We start from the raw sequence: 16,516 nt of genomic DNA on the forward strand, positions 1-16,516 counted from the left end.
GGAGGGGAAAAAACTGAAATATGTAAAAGATTTGGTGTGTATTTCTTGTGGAGAAAAATACGAACCGCTACCTACACAATATCTTTGCCCAAAATGTGGAGAAAAAGGCATTTTGGATGTTGAATATGATTATGAAAAGATAAAAACAGATTGGAATAAACAAGATTTAAAAGCAAATCCAGATCCATCTATTTGGAGATATTTGCCACTTTTGCCTATAGAACCTACCACTCCCAAGCCCACTTTAAGGGTAGGAGGAACACCTCTTTATAAAAGTAAAGTTATGGCAAAACTGCTAGGTATAGAAACTCTATACCTTAAAGATGATGGTTTAAATCCAACAGGTTCTTTGAAAGACAGGGCTTCCGCTATAGCTGTAGTAAAGGCACAAGAAGCCGGTATGAACATTGTTTCTTGTGCTTCCACGGGGAACGCCGCTTCTTCGTTGGCAGGTAATATAGCATCTATGGGAAATGAAATGAAGGCAGTTATCTTTGTCCCTTCTAGGGCTCCGATTGGAAAGGTTACTCAGCTCTTGATTTTTGGTGCGCTTGTTCTTTCTGTAAAGGGTTCATATGAAGAGACTTTCTATCTATCCCAAGAAGCTATTAATAAGCGTGGATGGTATAACAGAAATGCTGCAATTAACCCTTATTTAGTTGAAGGCAAGAAGACATCTTCCATAGAAATAGCTGAACAATTAAATTGGGAAATGGTTGATTGGTTAGTTTACTCTGTTGGTGATGGTTGTACAATAGCAGGAGCTTGGAAAGGTGTGTATGATTTAAAACAAATCGGATTCATTGATAAGTTACCAAAGTTATTAGGTGTTCAATCTGAAGGTTGCGCACCAATAACTGAAGCTTTTAAAAAAGGTACAGATCTGATTCCCGTTCCAGAAAACACAATTGCTGATAGCATAGCAGTTGGAAAACCTCGAAATTATATGAAAGCTATCAAAGCCATTAAAGAATCAAATGGTGATATGATCAACGTATCGGACCAGGAAATCCTAGATATGATGAAAACTTTAGGTAAGAATACAGGCATTTTTGGTGAACCTGCTGGAGTAGCTGGGATTGCTGGCATAAAAAAAGCAGTTGAAAATGGTATAATCAAATCTTCTGAAAGTGTTGCCGTTGTGATTACAGGGAACGGTTTAAAAGATATTAAAAATGCTGAAAAAGCGGTAGGAGCTCCTTTAACTTTGCGACCAGATTTGAAAGAATTATCTCAATTATTAAATGATTATAATTTTTAATAACTTATTTAATAGTTGAACGATAATTTTTTATCATAACACTACAAACTATAAACAATATAAAAATAAAATCATTTTCAAAAATATCGGTGGGCTGCGGGGCGAAAGAGTGCTAAAACACACTAGATGTAACTTACTTTTAAAGTGCTTTTTAGAGTTTCTAAAAGCAGTAAATTATTAAATAAAAGGGGGGCCATCAAAATATATGAATTACAAACAAATTCTATCCAAAGCTGAAGAATATAAAAAAGATATGACTAAATTTCTCAGGGACATGATAGCTATTCCAAGTGAAAGTGGAAATGAAAAAGATGTTATTTTAAGAATTAAAGAAGAGATGGAAAAAGTAGGTTTTGACAGAATAGATATTGATCCAATGGGGAACATTTTAGGTTACATTGGCCACGGAAAACACTTAATAGCTATGGATGCTCATATAGATACAGTAGGTATTGGAGATATAAATTTATGGAATTACGATCCTTATAAAGGTTATGAAGACGATGAAATTATCGTTGGGAGAGGAGCTAGTGATCAAGAAGGTGGAATGGCTTCTATGGTTTACGGAGCCCAGATCATCAAAGATTTAGATTTAAACGACGATTATACACTATTAATCACCGGTACTGTTCAAGAAGAAGATTGTGATGGACTTTGTTGGCAATACATAATTGAAGAAGATAAAATCAAACCCGAATTTGTCGTTATTACCGAACCAACTTCGTGTAATATATATAGAGGCCAGCGTGGGCGGATGGAAATAAAAGTAACCACCCATGGTGTTAGTTGTCACGGTTCAGCACCTGAAAGAGGAGATAACGCTATTTATAAAATGGCGGATATTGTTAAAGAGTTACCAGTACTCCATACGTGTTTAAAGAATGATGATTTTTTAGGAAAAGGTAGCTTGACAGTTTCCGAAATTTTTTTCTCTTCTCCTTCTAGATGTGCCGTTGCAGATGGTTGTTCTATATCCATAGATAGGAGATTGACTTGGGGAGAAAGTTGGAACGATGCTTTAAAAGAGATTAAAAATTTACCTTCATCTGAGAAGCATAACTCTGATGTGGAACTTTACACCTATGAAAAACCATCCTACACCGGATTAATATATCCAACACAAGCATATTTCCCAGCTTGGGTATTACCAGAAGATCATCCTGTTTGTCAAACTCTCAAAGAAGCGTATCAAAACTTATTTGAAAAAAAACCTTTGGTAGATAAGTGGACTTTTTCTACCAATGGTGTTTCCATAATGGGAAGATATGGAATACCTTGTATTGGGTTTGGTCCTGGCCATGAAGATCAAGCACATGCTCCCAACGAAAAAACATGGAAAAATGAATTGGTGAAGGCCGCTGCAATGTATGCATGCATACCTAAGTTGTATACACAAAAATACTTGTAAAAGGAAGGATTACGGTGTTAATCAAAAACGGTATCGTAGTTACTGCCACAAAAACTGAAAAAAAAGAAATTAGAATATTGGACGAAAAGATAAAACAAATAGAATCTAATTTAACTCCTTTTATGGATGAAGAGGTAATAGATGCAAGCGGAAAGTATGTTTTTCCTGGAATTATAGATAGTCATACACATTTTAGCTTGCATGCTAGAGGTACAACCAGTATAGATAATTTCTATTGGGGAGGGCGATCGGCTGCTTTAGGAGGAGTAACCACACACATAGATTTTGCTGATATGGAAGCTGCGTCTTTGATGAAAGGATTAGAAAATAGATTAGAAGAAACTAGAGATTCCGTGATTGATTTTCATTTTCATATAGTTATTAACAACAACTTCGACCCACTTAAGCAAAATCATCAGCTTAAGGAGATTAGAGATTTTGGAATATCTAGTTTAAAAGCATTCACTACCTACAAAAATATATATATGCTGTCTTCTGACAAATGGGAGCCTTTATTTAAGGCAGCTGGAGATAATGACTTAATAGTAGCTGTTCATGCTGAAGATAATGAAATTATTGAACAAAATATTATGAATTTCCAAAAAGAAAATAAATTAGATGCTCAATATCATCCAGATATTAGGCCGAGTGAAGCTGAGCAAAAGGCAGTTAAAAAAATTTGTGAGATTGCTCATAAAACTAATGCTTCGCTATACATAGTACATCTTTCATCAAAAAAAGGTTATCAGGTAGTTAAAGAGTATAAAAATCTAAAAAATTTTAAATTGTATGTTGAAACCACACCTCACTATCTCTTATTAACAAGAGAATTATTAAAAGGTCCTAAAGCCAGATTTTATTTTATGACTCCTCCATTGAGAGAAAGTCTAGATAACGAAGCTTTGTGGGAAGGAATTCAAAAAGGCCTGATAGACGTAATTGCCACAGACCACTGCGCTTACAATGCAGAACAAAAATCAAAAGGTGAAAATTCACTGGATATCTTTCCTGGTATTCCAGGAGTGGAAACACTTCTTCCTTTGACCTATACATACGGGGTAAATAAAGGTTTAATTTCTATAAACAGACTAGTTGAACTCCTTTCCACTAATCCAGCAAAAATTTTCAAATTATATCCACAAAAAGGAACAATAGCTATAGATTCTGACGCTGATTTAGTTATTTTCGATCCAAATTTAAAGAAAGTATTAAACAGCTCTAACACTCATTCAAAGGCGGGATACACTCCTTTTGAAGGATTTGAAGTAGATGGTCTCCCCGTTACAACCATTTTAAGGGGAAAAGTAATCGTAAAAGATAGAAATTTCCTAGGAGAAAAAGGTTTTGGAAGGTTTATAAAAGCTATATAATCATACTGGAGGAGATAAAATGAACACACTTTTTAGGGGAAAGGATTTTATAACTACACAAGAGTGGAGTAAAGAAGAATTAGAAACTGTTTTTGAATTATCTAATGAACTTAAAATGAGGTTTGCATTAGGAGAACCTACTGATCATTTGTTAAGATCAAAAACAATCTTCATGATGTTTTTCGAACAATCTACACGAACTCGAAATTCTATAGAAGCTGGTATCACTCAACTGGGAGGACATGCTCATGATCTGACCCCGGATAAGATGCAACTTTCTCACGGAGAATCGGCAAAGGATACTGCTATTGTTTTGAGTCGCTTTGGACACGCAATAGCAATAAGAAACTGTTTCTTTGGAATCGGCAACAATTACATGAGAGAGGTTGCAAAATATGCGGATGTACCTGTTATTAACCTTCAAGATGATTTCTACCATCCTTTACAAGGTTTGGCGGATTTGATGACAATAAAAGAAAAATGTGGTAATGATCTTAGAAATATTAAAGTCACTATATCTTGGGCTTATGCAACATCCCATGCAAAACCTTTGTCCGTACCTCAAACACAAGCATTACTATTTACAAGATATGGAATGGACGTAACTATCGCTCATCCAAAAGAATTCCCACTTATGCCCGAACTCATGGAGCAAGCAAAACAAAACGCAGAAAAACATGGCGGAGGTTTAAAGTTCACAAACGATATGGATGAGGCTTTCGATGGGGCACAAATTGTAATTCCAAAGAATTGGGGTGGATTTTTGGGAGTCGAAGATCCTGATACAGATGAAGGAAAAAAACAGATGAAGGAAAATCTTGAAAAACACAAAGATTGGATCTGTGATGAAAGAAGAATGTCTTTAGCCGATAAAGATGTTCTTTATATGCACGCGATGCCTGCAGACAGAGGTAAAGAAGTAACAGATCCTGTTATAGATGGCCCTCATTCTATAATATACGATGAAGCTGAAAATCGTTTACATACAGCAAAAGCAATCATGGCTTTGACTATGGGAGGAAGGCCCTGATCATTATTTGGAGGTGAACAATCATTTTTAAAAGTGTTAATCAACCAAAAAAGCGAATAGACGCATACGAAAAGGTTACTGGAAAAGCTAAATTTGCAGATGATTTAGAATTTCCAAATATGTTGTATGCAAAGGTTCTAAGAACTAAGTATCCTTCTGCAAAAATATTGAACATAAACTTAGATGAAGCTAAAAAGATTCCTGGGGTAAAAGCAATTATAACTGCAAAAGATATACCAAATAACGAATTTGGTGTTATCATCCCAGACCAACAAGTTTTGGCTAAAGAAAGGACTTATTTCATAGGTGATGGAATAGCCTTGGTCGCTGCAGAAACTCCTGAGATAGCAAAAAAAGCGGTTGAAAGTATAAAAGTAGAATACATGGAGCTCCCTGGAATTTTTGATCCATTAGAGTCAAGAAATGCACCAACTATCCATGAAGATAAAGACAATAATCAGGTCATTCACCATAAACTTAGAAAAGGAGATGTAGAAGAAGGATTTAAAAGATCTGATGTAATTTTGGAAAGAGAGTATCAAACCCAATTTGTTGAGCATGCATACTTAGAACCTGAGGTTGTAATTGCCGTTCCTTATGAAAACAACAGTGTGGTTACTATATATGGGTCTATACAAAACCCTTTTGCTTGTCGTAACGCAGTTGCCTCTGTTCTTAAAATCGGATTCAACCAAGTTAGAATAGTTCAAAATCACATAGGAGGTTCGTTTGGTGGTAAAGATGAAGTAATTTCTTCTATGGCTGCTCGAGCTGCTGTTCTAGCTTTGAAAACGAATAGACCTGTAAAATTAAAAAATACTAGGGAAGAATCAATTATCGAAAGTTATAAAAGGCATCCTTACAAACTGAAATACAAAGTCGGAGCAACAAAAGATGGCCAGTTACTGGCTATGGAAATTGAGGCAATTGCAGACAGTGGAGCTTACGCCTGTCAAACGCCATTTGTTACCTGGAGATCTGTTGTTCAAGCTACTGGTCCTTATGAAATTCCACACGTTAAGACAGACACTTATGGATACTATACCAACAATGTATACACTGGAGCCATGCGTGGATACGGTTCTCCTCAAGTTATATTTGCCAATGAATCCCTAATGGATGAATTAGCTCAAGAACTTGGGATGAATCCCTTGGAACTTAGATTGAAAAATATTTTTCACGATAATTCTGTAACAGCAAGTGGCCAAAAACTTGATAATCACAAAGTCAGTCTCGAAGAAGTGATTAAAAAAGCCACTGATTCGATCAATTTTTTAGAGAAATACAAAGAATACAGTAAAGAACAAACAGGAGATAAAAGGAAAGGAATAGGAATGGCTATAAGTTATAGAGGTTGTAGTTTAGGAGCAGAAGCTGTTGATGCCGCTGGTGTCATATTATCCATACAAAAAGATGGAACATTATATTTCTACAGCGGTTTAGCTGAAAACGGACAAGGTCTTAAAACTGCCTTCTCTCAAATTGTAGCCGAGGAATTAGGAATAGATATTGAAAAGATCAACTTTATGGTCGTTGATACATTAATTTCTCCAGATAGCGGTTCTACGGTGGCTTCTCGTGCGACATTGGTTGGTGGGAATGCAACACTCGATGCTGCTAAAAAGCTTAAGCAGAAATTAACTGATTTTCTTATAGAAAAATATAATTTATCCCACAAAGAATTAATATTTAAAGACAATTCGATTTATACTCCAAATCAAATAAAATTAATGTCTTTTGATGAAGCCGCTTCCAGTGCATACAACTCTGGCGTCTTTTTATCTTCATATGGTTGGTACAAATCACCTGAGATAAGTTGGGATGAAGAAACAGGGCAAGGCAGACCCTATTTTACATATGTTTATGGATGTCAGATAGCAGAAGTTGAAGTTGATATCAGCACTGGTGAGATAAAAGTTTTGAAAATGGTGGCTGCTCATGATGTTGGAAGAGCTATCAATCCAGCAAGCGTTCTTGGTCAATTTTATGGTGGAATATCGATGGGTCTTGGATACGGAATCATGGAAGAGTTGGATACAGACGAGGGATACATCAACAACACCAATTTTGACGAATATTTGATACCCACAGTAAAAGATATGCCTGATATAACTCCCATTATAGTTGAAAATCCTGATCCTAGTGGGCCTTACGGAGCAAAATCCGTAGGAGAACCCACCTTAGAGTTAGGTGCAGCTGCCATAGCTAATGCGGTTGCTCAAGCAACTGGTAAAAGAATAAGATCCTTACCCATAAACTTGGAGAAAATTGTAGTAGGTCATTCTTTGAAAAAAGGAAGGAAGAAAAAATGATTGAATATGATTTTTTAATTGCTAAAGATGTTGATTCTGCTTTAGAATATATGCATAAATATGAAAATATAAAGGTATTAGCTGGTGGAACTGATATACTGGTAGATATACATAAAGAAAGTAAAAGATTAGAAAAATTTGATTATATATTGGATATTTCTAATATCAAAGGTCTTCAATATATAAATGAAAAGGAAGATAATGTCGAGTTGGGAGCTTTGTGTACGCATACAATGTTAATCCAATCAAACGTTATCAACAAATATTTCCCATTTCTCGTAACTGCAGCAAAAAGTATAGGTTCCGTTCAGATTAGAAACAGAGGTACCGTTGGAGGAAATATATCCAACGCATCTCCAGCAGCTGATTTAATTCCTCCTTTGATGGCTTTAAATTCTAAGATAGAGCTAAGCTCCATAAATGGGAAAAGATATATACCCTTAGATCAGTATATTGTAGGACCTTACAAGACTAGTAAAAATCAAGATGAACTCTTAACTAAAATAATAATACCAAAAGTAGATGAAAATTATCGTTTTAGTTTTCAAAAAATTGGAAGAAGAAGAGCTTTGAATATAGCAAGACTAAACTTAGCTGTGGTTGCAAAAATAAATGAACAAGACTCAAAAATTGAAGATATAAGAATAGTTCCAGGTTCTGCAACACCTTTTCCGATAAGATTTAAGAATATAGAAAGGGAAATACTAAATCAAAAAGCCAATCAATTAAATTTGGAAGAGTTAGCAAAAAAAATAGGTGACGAAATGGTGAAAATAACTGGCGAAAGATGGTCTACTCCCTACAAAAAGCCTGCCTTAGGGGCAATTTTCAAAAAGGCTATCATGGAGATTTCAAACTCAAGCCAAAGATTTTGATTTTTATAAAGCGAGGTGCAACGCATATGAACGAAGCCATTCTAAAAGCAATAGATAAAGCTCTTAAAGAAGGACCTGAAGGGGTTTTGTGTACAGTCGTTGAAGAAAAGGGATCTACTCCTCGTAGTATGGGAGCCAAAATGTGGCTTGCTGCAGACGGCAGTACAATTGGAACCATAGGAGGAGGCATAGTCGAACATCACGTAATCGATGAAGCCCTCAAGTTACTTAAAAGCAATGCTCAAGTTCTTTTTTATAGGGAATCGCTCAACGCAAAAGAAGCGGGAGACGAAGGTGCCATCTGTGGGGGAAGCTTGGGAGTGTTCCTCGAAGTAATAGGGCAAAATCGAGAAGTTGTTATTTTCGGTGCAGGGCACGTGGGTAAAGCTTTGGCGCGTGTAGCGACCTTAACTGGCTACAAGGTAACGGTATGGGACGATCGAAGAGATTTTGCAAATGAGGATAATATACCCTGGGGACATGTGGTTTGCTCTCCATTAAAAGAGGCCTTGGATAATGAAATACGCTTACACAACAAAAGTTATGTTGTGGTAGTAACCAGGGGACATGCTGTTGACAAAGAGATAGTACAAGCACTAGAGAATAAACCATTTGCCTATCTTGGCGTCATAGGCTCAAAGCACAAGATTGCTGAAATGAAGAAAAATCTTCTCAAAGTTGGCGTCTCCCAACACTTTTTGGACAAGATTCATGCCCCCATAGGTCTACCAATTAAGGCAGAAACACCAGAAGAATTAGCCATATCGATACTTGCTGAATTAATAGCTGTGGAAAAAGGTGCTGATCTAAGCACACTCCGTCTTCCATTCTACAACACAATTGGAAGCAAAGAAACAAGCAGTGTACAAAATTGATTGAAACTTATGTTTATGGAGGTATTCAAAAAATGAGAAAAATTGAAGTAACTCTCTATGTGAACAATACAAAAGAGACATTACAAGTGGAACCAACGGAGCGACTTCTTGATACTCTACGTAATCAGTTGAAATTAACAAGTGTAAAAGAAGGATGTGCAGTAGGCGAATGTGGAGCTTGTACTGTTATTTTAAATGGTGAAGCTGTTCATTCATGTTTAATATTAACAGCTCAAATTGATGGTTATGAAGTTCTTACGATCGAGGGGTTGGAAGTTAATGGAAAATTAGATCCAATTCAACAATCTTTTATTGATCATCAAGCCGTTCAATGTGGTTTTTGTACACCTGGAATGATTATGTCCGCCAAGGCTTTGTTGAATAAAAATCCCAATCCCTCAAAGGAAGAAATAAAAACTGCAATAGAAGGAAATCTCTGTAGATGTACTGGATATCAGCAAATAGTCGAAGCAATAGAAGCAGTTACACAAATAAAGGAAGGCTGATATATATGTCGAACATATTGATAAAAAATGCTAAAGTCATAACCACTATGAACGCGAAGAAGGATCAATTGAAGGATCACGATATTTTAATTAAAGATAAGATAATACATAAAATTTCCCGAAATATAGATGTGTCAGACGAACAAATTGATGAAGTTATAGATGGCTCCAAATATTATGTATATCCAGGATTAATTAACACACATCATCATTTCTATCAAACCTTTACAAGAAACATTCCTCAAGTACAAAATGTCGAATTATTTGATTGGTTAAAGTTTTTGTATCATATTTGGTCAAGGTTGACACCAGAGGTTGTGTACTACAGTACTTTAGTGGCAACAGCTGAATTACTAAAAACTGGTTGCACGACATCGGTTGATCATTTCTATGTATTTCCGAAAAATCAACCACCAGATCTTCTTGACAACGAATTTTATGCTGCGAAAGAAATTGGAATCAGATTACATGGAAGTAGAGGAAGTATGTCATTGAGTGAAAAAGATGGAGGACTTCCTCCTGATTCAGTAGTTCAAACAGAAAAAGAAATATTGAAAGATTCCCAAAGAGTTATTGAAAAATTTCATGATCCTTCTCCATTTGCCATGCATAGAGTCGTTCTAGCTCCATGCTCTCCATTCTCTGTAACTTCTACACTTCTCTACGAATCTATTCAATTAGCAAGAGAATATAGTGTTTGTAGTCATACACATCTAGCTGAAACAAAAGACGAAGAGAGATTTTGTATAGATGCCTTTGGTAAGAGACCTTTAGAATACATGGAGAGTCTAGATTGGTTAGGTTCTGATGTATGGTTTGCCCATGGAGTTCATTTCAACGAAGAAGAGATAGCTAAACTGGCATTAACTAAAACAGGGGTTGCTCACTGCCCCGTTTCTAATTCAAAACTAGCCTCTGGGGCTGCAAAGATCCCTTCTATGTTAAAAAAGGGTGTTAAAGTAAGCCTAGCTGTCGATGGGAGTGCAAGCAACGATTCTTCTAATATGATTTTAGAAATGAAAACTGCTTTTTTGATGAGCAGATTAATTTACGGTATCAACGCTATTACCTCTGAAGATGTGTTGCATATAGCCACAAAAGGTGGAAGTGAAGTTATAAACCAACCAGAAATTGGAAGTTTAGAAGAAGGTAAAGCGGCAGATATGTTCTTGGTTCGTTGGGATCGATTAGGTTATACGGGAGGCATTTACGACCCTATTTCAATGATTATTAATACAGGTGATTCTCAAATTGTAGATATTACGATAGTCAATGGAGAAATAGTTGTAAAAGATGGTGAACTTGTTAAAGTTGATGAAGGAAAAATCATCGAAAAGGCTAATAAACTATCTAAAAGGATGCTCGAGGCCTAAAAATTTGGAGGGAAACGAACATGTTGTTAATAGGCAACGCCACTGTTCTCACCTTTGACGAAGAAATTCCTATAATTAATAATGGTGCTGTGTTAATAGAGGGCAAAAAAATAAAAGAAATAGGAGAAACTGAAGTTTTACTTCATAAATATCCAAACGCTGTTTTCAAAAACGCCCAAGATAAAGTTCTAATGCCTGGTTTAATAAACACTCACACTCACCTGTACAGTACTTTTGCCAGAGGAATGAACTTAAAAACTGACACTTCCCCACAAAACTTTCTAGAAATATTAGAAAAATTATGGTGGCGACTGGACAACACTTTAAACGAGAATGATATTTATTATAGTGCGTTATTTGCAATTTTAGAGTGTATAAAAAACGGAGTTACCACCATTTTTGACCATCATGCAAGCTTTAATTATATAGATGGCAGTTTGGACATCATTGCACAAGCAGCAATGGAAGCTGGTATAAGGGCTAATCTTTGTTATGAAGTATCAGATAGACATGGTCAGACTAAACGCTATGCATCTCTGAAAGAAAATGAAAGGTTTATTAGAAAGATTCAGGTTTCTCAAAATGATAAGTTAGGTGGAATGATTGGGTTACATGCTTCTTTTACACTTGAAGATAGAACCTTAAATAAGGCTTCAGAATTAGCAGACGAGTTACACGTTCCGTTTCATATCCACGTTGCTGAGGGGAGAGAAGATTTACAGGACAGCGTAAAAAGAGGTTACATGGGTGTAGTCGATAGATTAACGAAATTTAAAATATTAAGGCCACATACCTTAGCTGCTCATGGTGTTCATATCAAGAAAGAAGAGATTCCTATGTTGAAGAAGAGTGGTGCGTGGGTTGTTCACAATCCAGAATCAAACATGGGGAACGCGGTAGGAGCAGCTCCAATAAAAGATTTTTTTGATCACGAAATCCTAACCGGTCTGGGAACAGATGCTTATACACACGATATGTTCGAAAGTATAAAGGTTGCAAACTTGCTCCAAAAACATCAATCGGGTGATCCACAAGCGGGGTGGAACGAAGTTTACAACATGGCCTTTAATAACAATATACAAATTGTTTCCAACCTATTAGGTGTCGAAATTGGAAAAATAAAAGAAAATTTTCGTGCGGATTTAATAATAGTGGATTATATTCCTCCAACTCCAATAGAAAAAGATAACGTTTATTCTCATATCCTTTTTGGAATGAACGGGGGAATGGTTGAAACAGTTATTATTGACGGCAAAATTATTATGGATGATCGGGAGGTGACGGTTTTAGATTATGAAAGAATACACAGGAGAACTAGGGAGCAAGCAAGAAGATTTTGGGAGAGATTCTGATGATTACTTTGCTCCCACCACATTGAAAGAAGCCACAGAGATTCTCGCAAAATACAGCCCCAACATCAAAATCATCGCGGGTGGAACAGATGTTTTGGTAGATTACTTTGACCGCCTTTATGAAATAGAAAGGTGGATCAGCTTAAAGAACCTCTATGAACTGAAAAAAATTGAAATAAACGATGATCGAATAGAAGTTGGCGCTCTAGTCACACACGAGGAATTAGAAAAATCTGAGATTATACAAAAATGTTTACCGCTAATAAGTCAAGCTGCCTTGGATGTTGGTTCACCACAGATTAGAAACAGGGGTACCATTGGTGGTAATATTGCAAATTCTTCCCCAGCAGGAGATTTATTGCCTCCCTTAATAGCTTACGATGCTGTATTCAAAATAACTTCCCAAAATGAAACCTGTGAGGTACCTGCAAAAGAGTTTTTTCTAGGGCCTAAAAAAAATGTACTTGGAAAGAATGAAATCATAGAAAAAATTATCATTCCAATGCCTCAAAAACACACTTATGGAAAATGGTTAAAAGTTGGAAAAAGAAACGCCTTGATAATTTCAAGTATCACATTGGCTCTTATAATTACCTTCAATGATGATGAACGCATAAAAACAGTTAAATGTTCTCTTGGCTCTGTCGCTCCAGTTCCAATTGAGATATCACAAATTCAACCTCTTATGGTTGGAAAAAGGTTAAACGAATTAGACTATTCTCAGATTGGAAAAGTAGTCTCCGATAACATTTCACCAATAGACGACATAAGAGGTACCAAAGAATATCGAAGGGAAGTTGCTAAAAATCTAACAATTAGCGCATTAAATGAGATAGAAAGGATGGTGAGGGTAGATTGAAAATAAGCTTTACCATAAATGGTATTAAAAGAGAATGCAATGTTAATTCAACTACCCGTTTGTTAGACTTAATTAGGGACGATCTGAATCTTACAGGTACAAAAGAAGGTTGCGGAAAAGGAGAATGTGGTGCATGTACGGTTATAATGAATGATAAAATCGTAGCTTCTTGCTTAGTGCTTGCATACGAAGCAGATGGCGCAGAAATAGTTACTATTGAAGGTTTGAGTGATAAAAATATTTTACATCCTATACAAGAGGCATACATTGAAACTGGAGCTGTACAATGTGGTTTTTGCACACCTGGATTTATACTAGCAACTAAAAAACTTCTTGACGAAATTCCAAACCCAACGGAAGAGGAAATAAAAATAGGTTTATCCGGTAATATCTGTAGATGTACTGGATACCAAAAAATAATAGATGCGGTCAAACTCTCGGCTACTAAAATTGCTGAGTATAAGAGAGGTGAGAAAGTTGATACCAAATAAATATGTAGGAGAGAATGTTTTCAAAGTTGATGCCAAAGACAAAGTATTGGGTAAAGCCATCTATCCGGATGATATATACTTTGAGGACATGCTCTATGTGAAAGTTAAACGTGCTACGCATCCACACGCTTATATTCAAAAAATAGATGTCTCTAAAGCTGAATCATTACCCGGAGTAATTAAAGTTATCACTGCAAAGGATTATCCTCATTTGAACAAGTTTGGATTGATAATTAAAGATCAACCTGTTTTAGTAGGAATAGGAGAAAAAACACGCTTTATGGGAGACGCATTGGCTATAGTTGTTGCAAAGAGTAAAGAAATTGCCACTAAAGCTATTAATTTAATAAAAGTCGAAGTTAAAGAATTAGAGGTCATTACCGATCCTTTCAGGGCAATGGAAGAAGACGCTCCAAAAATTCATGAAGGTGGAAACATAGTTGTTACTCATCAATTAAACAAAGGGGATGTAAAAAAAGGTTTTGACGAATCTGATGTAATAATAGAAAGAGAGTATAAAACGCAGCATGTTGATCAACTACCTTTACAAGTAGAGTCTGGTGTAGCTGTTTACGATGAAAAAACAGGTGTAATAACTATTTGGGCATCCACACAATGGCTTCACGATACACAAGCTGATATAGCCCAATCTTTAAATTTACCAAAAGAAAAAATCAGGATAATACAACCCGTTATTGGAGGGGCATTTGGTAGAAAAGAAGATATTTCTGTACATTTACATTTAGCTTTAGCTGCAATGAGCACAAAACATCCTGTTAAATTAACTTACACCAGAGAAGAATCTATGATCGCACAGTCTAAAAGGCATCCACTGTATATTAAGGCTAGAACAGGAGCCACAAAAGATGGAATTCTAAAGGCTTGGGAGGTTGAAGTTGTAGGGGATACCGGAGCATATGCATCCAGTGGTCCTGCTGTTGTACATAAAGGTATGTATCATTGTACAGGTCCATACAATGTACCTAACGTTAAGGGTATAGCTTATACCGTTTACACTAATAATACGTATGGTGGAGCCATGAGAGGATTTGGAACAACACAGATGGCTTTTGCTTATGAATCTCAAATGAATATATTAGCTGAAAAGTTGGGTATGGATCCAGCAGAGATTAGACTAAAGAACGCTTACAGAATTGGCTCAATTACTCCAAATGGTCAAAAGCTTACACAAAGTGTCAACGTCGTTGAAACCATAGAAAAGGCTTTAAAGCTTTCCAAGGAGAAAGAAGGTGTTCGACATTGAAGAAAAAAGGAAGAGGTATGGCTACAATAATGTTCGGATATGGTTACGGTGAAGGATTTCCCGATTTTTCTCATGCGACGGTTGAATTTACGGATGATGAAAAGGTTTTAGTAGTAACTGCCGCTGCCGATGTAGGACAAGGAGTTTTAACGGTGATCAGTCAAATTGCAGCAGAAGTTCTTTCAGTTGGTGTTGAAAAAGTAAAAGTTATTCAGGGCGATACTCATAAAACTATGAATTCTGGATCAACGTCCGCAACTCGTCAAACTACCTTTACAGGGAACGCCGTAAAACAAGCGTGTGAAAACTTAAAGGGAAAAATTTTCCATTATGCGAGTTTAGAGTTCAATAGTAATTATCCTGAACTAACTTTGAAAGATGGAAAAATCATCTACAATCCTAACCCTGAAAAAACAATTACTTACTGGGATTTAAAAAGAAAGGTAGAAGAAAAAGGTGAAACTTTGAAAGGTGAAGCGACCTACTTTCCACCAACATATTCTCCCGATTTAATATCCGGACAGGCCCATGAAGTCTACGTTGCTTATACCTTTATGACTCAAATAGTCGATGTAGAGGTTGACACAACCACTGGAAAAGTTGATGTGAAAGATGTTTACACCGCACTTGATTGTGGAAAAGCTATAAACCCTATAAATGTGGAAGGACAGATAGAGGGTGGTACAACTCAAGGAATAGGTATGGCTCTTATGGAAGAACAAGTAATAAAAAATGGAATCACATTAAATCCAAATATGACAGGTTACTTGGTTCCAACTTCTATGGATATTCCGAATTTTCATTCTGTATTAATAGAAAATGAAGATTCTATCGGGCCATTTGGTGCAAAAGGTATAGGAGAACCAACAACCATTGCAGCTTCCCCTGCCATTGCTAACGCTATATACGATGCTATAGGTATTAGATTTTATGAATTGCCTATCACCCCAGAAAAAATTCTTAAAGCTCTAAAAGAAAAAGAAAATGATTAAAAATAACATCTTTCTTACAGGTTCTATAGGTGTAGGTAAATCAACGATTATACGTAAAGTGATTAATCAACTATCATTACATGTTTGTGGTTTTTCAGTTGATAGAGAAGGTAAAAAAAATAGTTGGAACGCCTTTTATTTAGTAGAAGCATCTTCATTTAATAACGGTGATCGATCTAAAAAATCTAAATATAACAGATTTGCCTTCAGAAAAGATGACTCTAAAAATTGGGAGATAAATATTCAAGTATTTGACAAAATTGGTGTACAACTTCTTACAAACATTGATGATGCTGACTTAGTAATCATGGATGAATTGGGAAGATTCGAGTTAACTGCTTACCAGTTCCAGCAGAAAGTATATGAAGTTTTAAACAGTAACAAAACCGTTTTGGGTGTAATAAAGGATGAATCTAATCCATTTTTGGATAAGATTAGGAATAGAAAAGATGTTCAAATATTTAGAGTTCTCCCAGATAACCGTGAGGAAGTTTACAAAAAGGTGCTAAATCAAATAAAACTAATACTTTCAATAAAGGAGTGAATTT

Annotated in this window: 15 protein-coding genes; all 15 read left to right on the forward strand. The window is 36.0% G+C overall.

The window, feature by feature from the left end; genetic code table 11:
* Window positions 1-13: 13 nt before the first annotated feature.
* The 15 genes from thrC to X929_RS07545 all read left to right on the forward strand — a co-directional run bounded on the left by thrC (window position 14) and on the right by X929_RS07545 (window position 16,512).
* Window positions 14-1,261, forward strand: coding sequence for a threonine synthase (gene thrC, locus X929_RS07475; RefSeq protein WP_169925008.1), 1,248 nt, complete (start codon window positions 14-16; stop codon window positions 1,259-1,261).
* A 205-nt stretch (window positions 1,262-1,466) separates the two neighbouring features.
* Window positions 1,467-2,669 carry a YgeY family selenium metabolism-linked hydrolase gene (locus tag X929_RS07480; RefSeq protein ID WP_103067400.1) on the forward strand — a complete coding sequence of 401 codons (1,203 nt, stop codon included), beginning with the start codon at window positions 1,467-1,469 and terminating at the stop codon, window positions 2,667-2,669.
* A gap of 14 nt (window positions 2,670-2,683) precedes the next feature.
* Window positions 2,684-4,039, forward strand: coding sequence for a dihydropyrimidinase (gene hydA / locus X929_RS07485; RefSeq protein ID WP_103067401.1), 1,356 nt, complete (start codon window positions 2,684-2,686; stop codon window positions 4,037-4,039).
* A gap of 19 nt (window positions 4,040-4,058) precedes the next feature.
* Window positions 4,059-5,069: an ornithine carbamoyltransferase gene (locus X929_RS07490; RefSeq protein WP_103067402.1), complete on the forward strand. Its 1,011-nt coding sequence runs from the start codon at window positions 4,059-4,061 to the stop codon at window positions 5,067-5,069.
* Between the two features lie 119 nt (window positions 5,070-5,188).
* Window positions 5,189-7,381, forward strand: coding sequence for a xanthine dehydrogenase family protein molybdopterin-binding subunit (locus tag X929_RS07495; RefSeq protein ID WP_211286755.1), 2,193 nt, complete (start codon window positions 5,189-5,191; stop codon window positions 7,379-7,381).
* A complete protein-coding gene (locus X929_RS07500) occupies window positions 7,378-8,256 on the forward strand; it encodes an FAD binding domain-containing protein (protein WP_103067404.1) in 879 nt (292 codons plus the stop codon). Before X929_RS07495 ends, X929_RS07500 begins: the two co-directional genes overlap by 4 nt.
* 26 nt (window positions 8,257-8,282) lie before the next feature.
* The gene (locus X929_RS07505) at window positions 8,283-9,131 is read left to right on the forward strand and encodes an XdhC family protein (RefSeq protein ID WP_103067504.1); all 849 of its coding nucleotides are present in this window, start codon (window positions 8,283-8,285) and stop codon (window positions 9,129-9,131) included.
* Window positions 9,132-9,163: 32 nt separating this feature from the next.
* Window positions 9,164-9,637 (forward strand): (2Fe-2S)-binding protein, encoded by a 474-nt coding sequence (locus X929_RS07510; RefSeq protein WP_103067405.1) that lies wholly within the window; start codon window positions 9,164-9,166, stop codon window positions 9,635-9,637.
* 5 nt (window positions 9,638-9,642) lie between these two features.
* Entirely contained in the window at window positions 9,643-11,010 is a 1,368-nt protein-coding gene (locus X929_RS07515) for an 8-oxoguanine deaminase (protein ID WP_103067406.1), read from the forward strand.
* 20 nt (window positions 11,011-11,030) lie between these two features.
* Complete coding sequence (gene ssnA / locus X929_RS07520) at window positions 11,031-12,362, forward strand: putative aminohydrolase SsnA (protein WP_103067407.1); 1,332 nt, start codon at window positions 11,031-11,033, stop codon at window positions 12,360-12,362.
* Entirely contained in the window at window positions 12,304-13,221 is a 918-nt protein-coding gene (locus X929_RS07525) for an FAD binding domain-containing protein (protein ID WP_103067408.1), read from the forward strand. The genes ssnA and X929_RS07525 overlap by 59 nt, the downstream gene beginning before the upstream one ends.
* Window positions 13,218-13,712: a (2Fe-2S)-binding protein gene (locus X929_RS07530; protein ID WP_103067409.1), complete on the forward strand. Its 495-nt coding sequence runs from the start codon at window positions 13,218-13,220 to the stop codon at window positions 13,710-13,712. The genes X929_RS07525 and X929_RS07530 overlap by 4 nt, the downstream gene beginning before the upstream one ends.
* Window positions 13,690-14,976: a xanthine dehydrogenase family protein molybdopterin-binding subunit gene (locus X929_RS09935; protein WP_342749852.1), complete on the forward strand. Its 1,287-nt coding sequence runs from the start codon at window positions 13,690-13,692 to the stop codon at window positions 14,974-14,976. The genes X929_RS07530 and X929_RS09935 overlap by 23 nt, the downstream gene beginning before the upstream one ends.
* A complete protein-coding gene (locus X929_RS09940) occupies window positions 14,973-15,968 on the forward strand; it encodes a xanthine dehydrogenase family protein molybdopterin-binding subunit (protein ID WP_103067411.1) in 996 nt (331 codons plus the stop codon). The genes X929_RS09935 and X929_RS09940 overlap by 4 nt, the downstream gene beginning before the upstream one ends.
* Complete coding sequence (locus X929_RS07545) at window positions 15,961-16,512, forward strand: nucleoside-triphosphatase (protein WP_103067412.1); 552 nt, start codon at window positions 15,961-15,963, stop codon at window positions 16,510-16,512. The genes X929_RS09940 and X929_RS07545 overlap by 8 nt, the downstream gene beginning before the upstream one ends.
* The last annotated feature ends 4 nt before the right edge of the window (window positions 16,513-16,516 follow it).

This window comes from Petrotoga olearia DSM 13574 (genome assembly GCF_002895525.1).
GTDB classification, from domain to species: Bacteria; Thermotogota; Thermotogae; order Petrotogales; family Petrotogaceae; genus Petrotoga; species Petrotoga olearia.

Excerpts from the sequence above, each read along its gene's own strand:
- X929_RS07480 (WP_103067400.1), top strand. The coding sequence starts at position 1,467 with ATGAATTACAAACAAATTCTATCCAAAGCTGAAGAATATAAAAAAGAT.
- X929_RS07490 (WP_103067402.1), top strand. The coding sequence starts at position 4,059 with ATGAACACACTTTTTAGGGGAAAGGATTTTATAACTACACAAGAGTGG.
- X929_RS07495 (WP_211286755.1), top strand. The coding sequence starts at position 5,189 with ATGTTGTATGCAAAGGTTCTAAGAACTAAGTATCCTTCTGCAAAAATA.
- X929_RS07500 (WP_103067404.1), top strand. The coding sequence starts at position 7,378 with ATGATTGAATATGATTTTTTAATTGCTAAAGATGTTGATTCTGCTTTA.
- X929_RS07505 (WP_103067504.1), top strand. The coding sequence starts at position 8,283 with ATGAACGAAGCCATTCTAAAAGCAATAGATAAAGCTCTTAAAGAAGGA.
- X929_RS07510 (WP_103067405.1), top strand. The coding sequence starts at position 9,164 with ATGAGAAAAATTGAAGTAACTCTCTATGTGAACAATACAAAAGAGACA.
- X929_RS07515 (WP_103067406.1), top strand. The coding sequence starts at position 9,643 with ATGTCGAACATATTGATAAAAAATGCTAAAGTCATAACCACTATGAAC.
- ssnA (WP_103067407.1), top strand. The coding sequence starts at position 11,031 with ATGTTGTTAATAGGCAACGCCACTGTTCTCACCTTTGACGAAGAAATT.
- X929_RS07525 (WP_103067408.1), top strand. The coding sequence starts at position 12,304 with ATGAAAGAATACACAGGAGAACTAGGGAGCAAGCAAGAAGATTTTGGG.
- X929_RS07545 (WP_103067412.1), top strand. The coding sequence starts at position 15,961 with ATGATTAAAAATAACATCTTTCTTACAGGTTCTATAGGTGTAGGTAAA.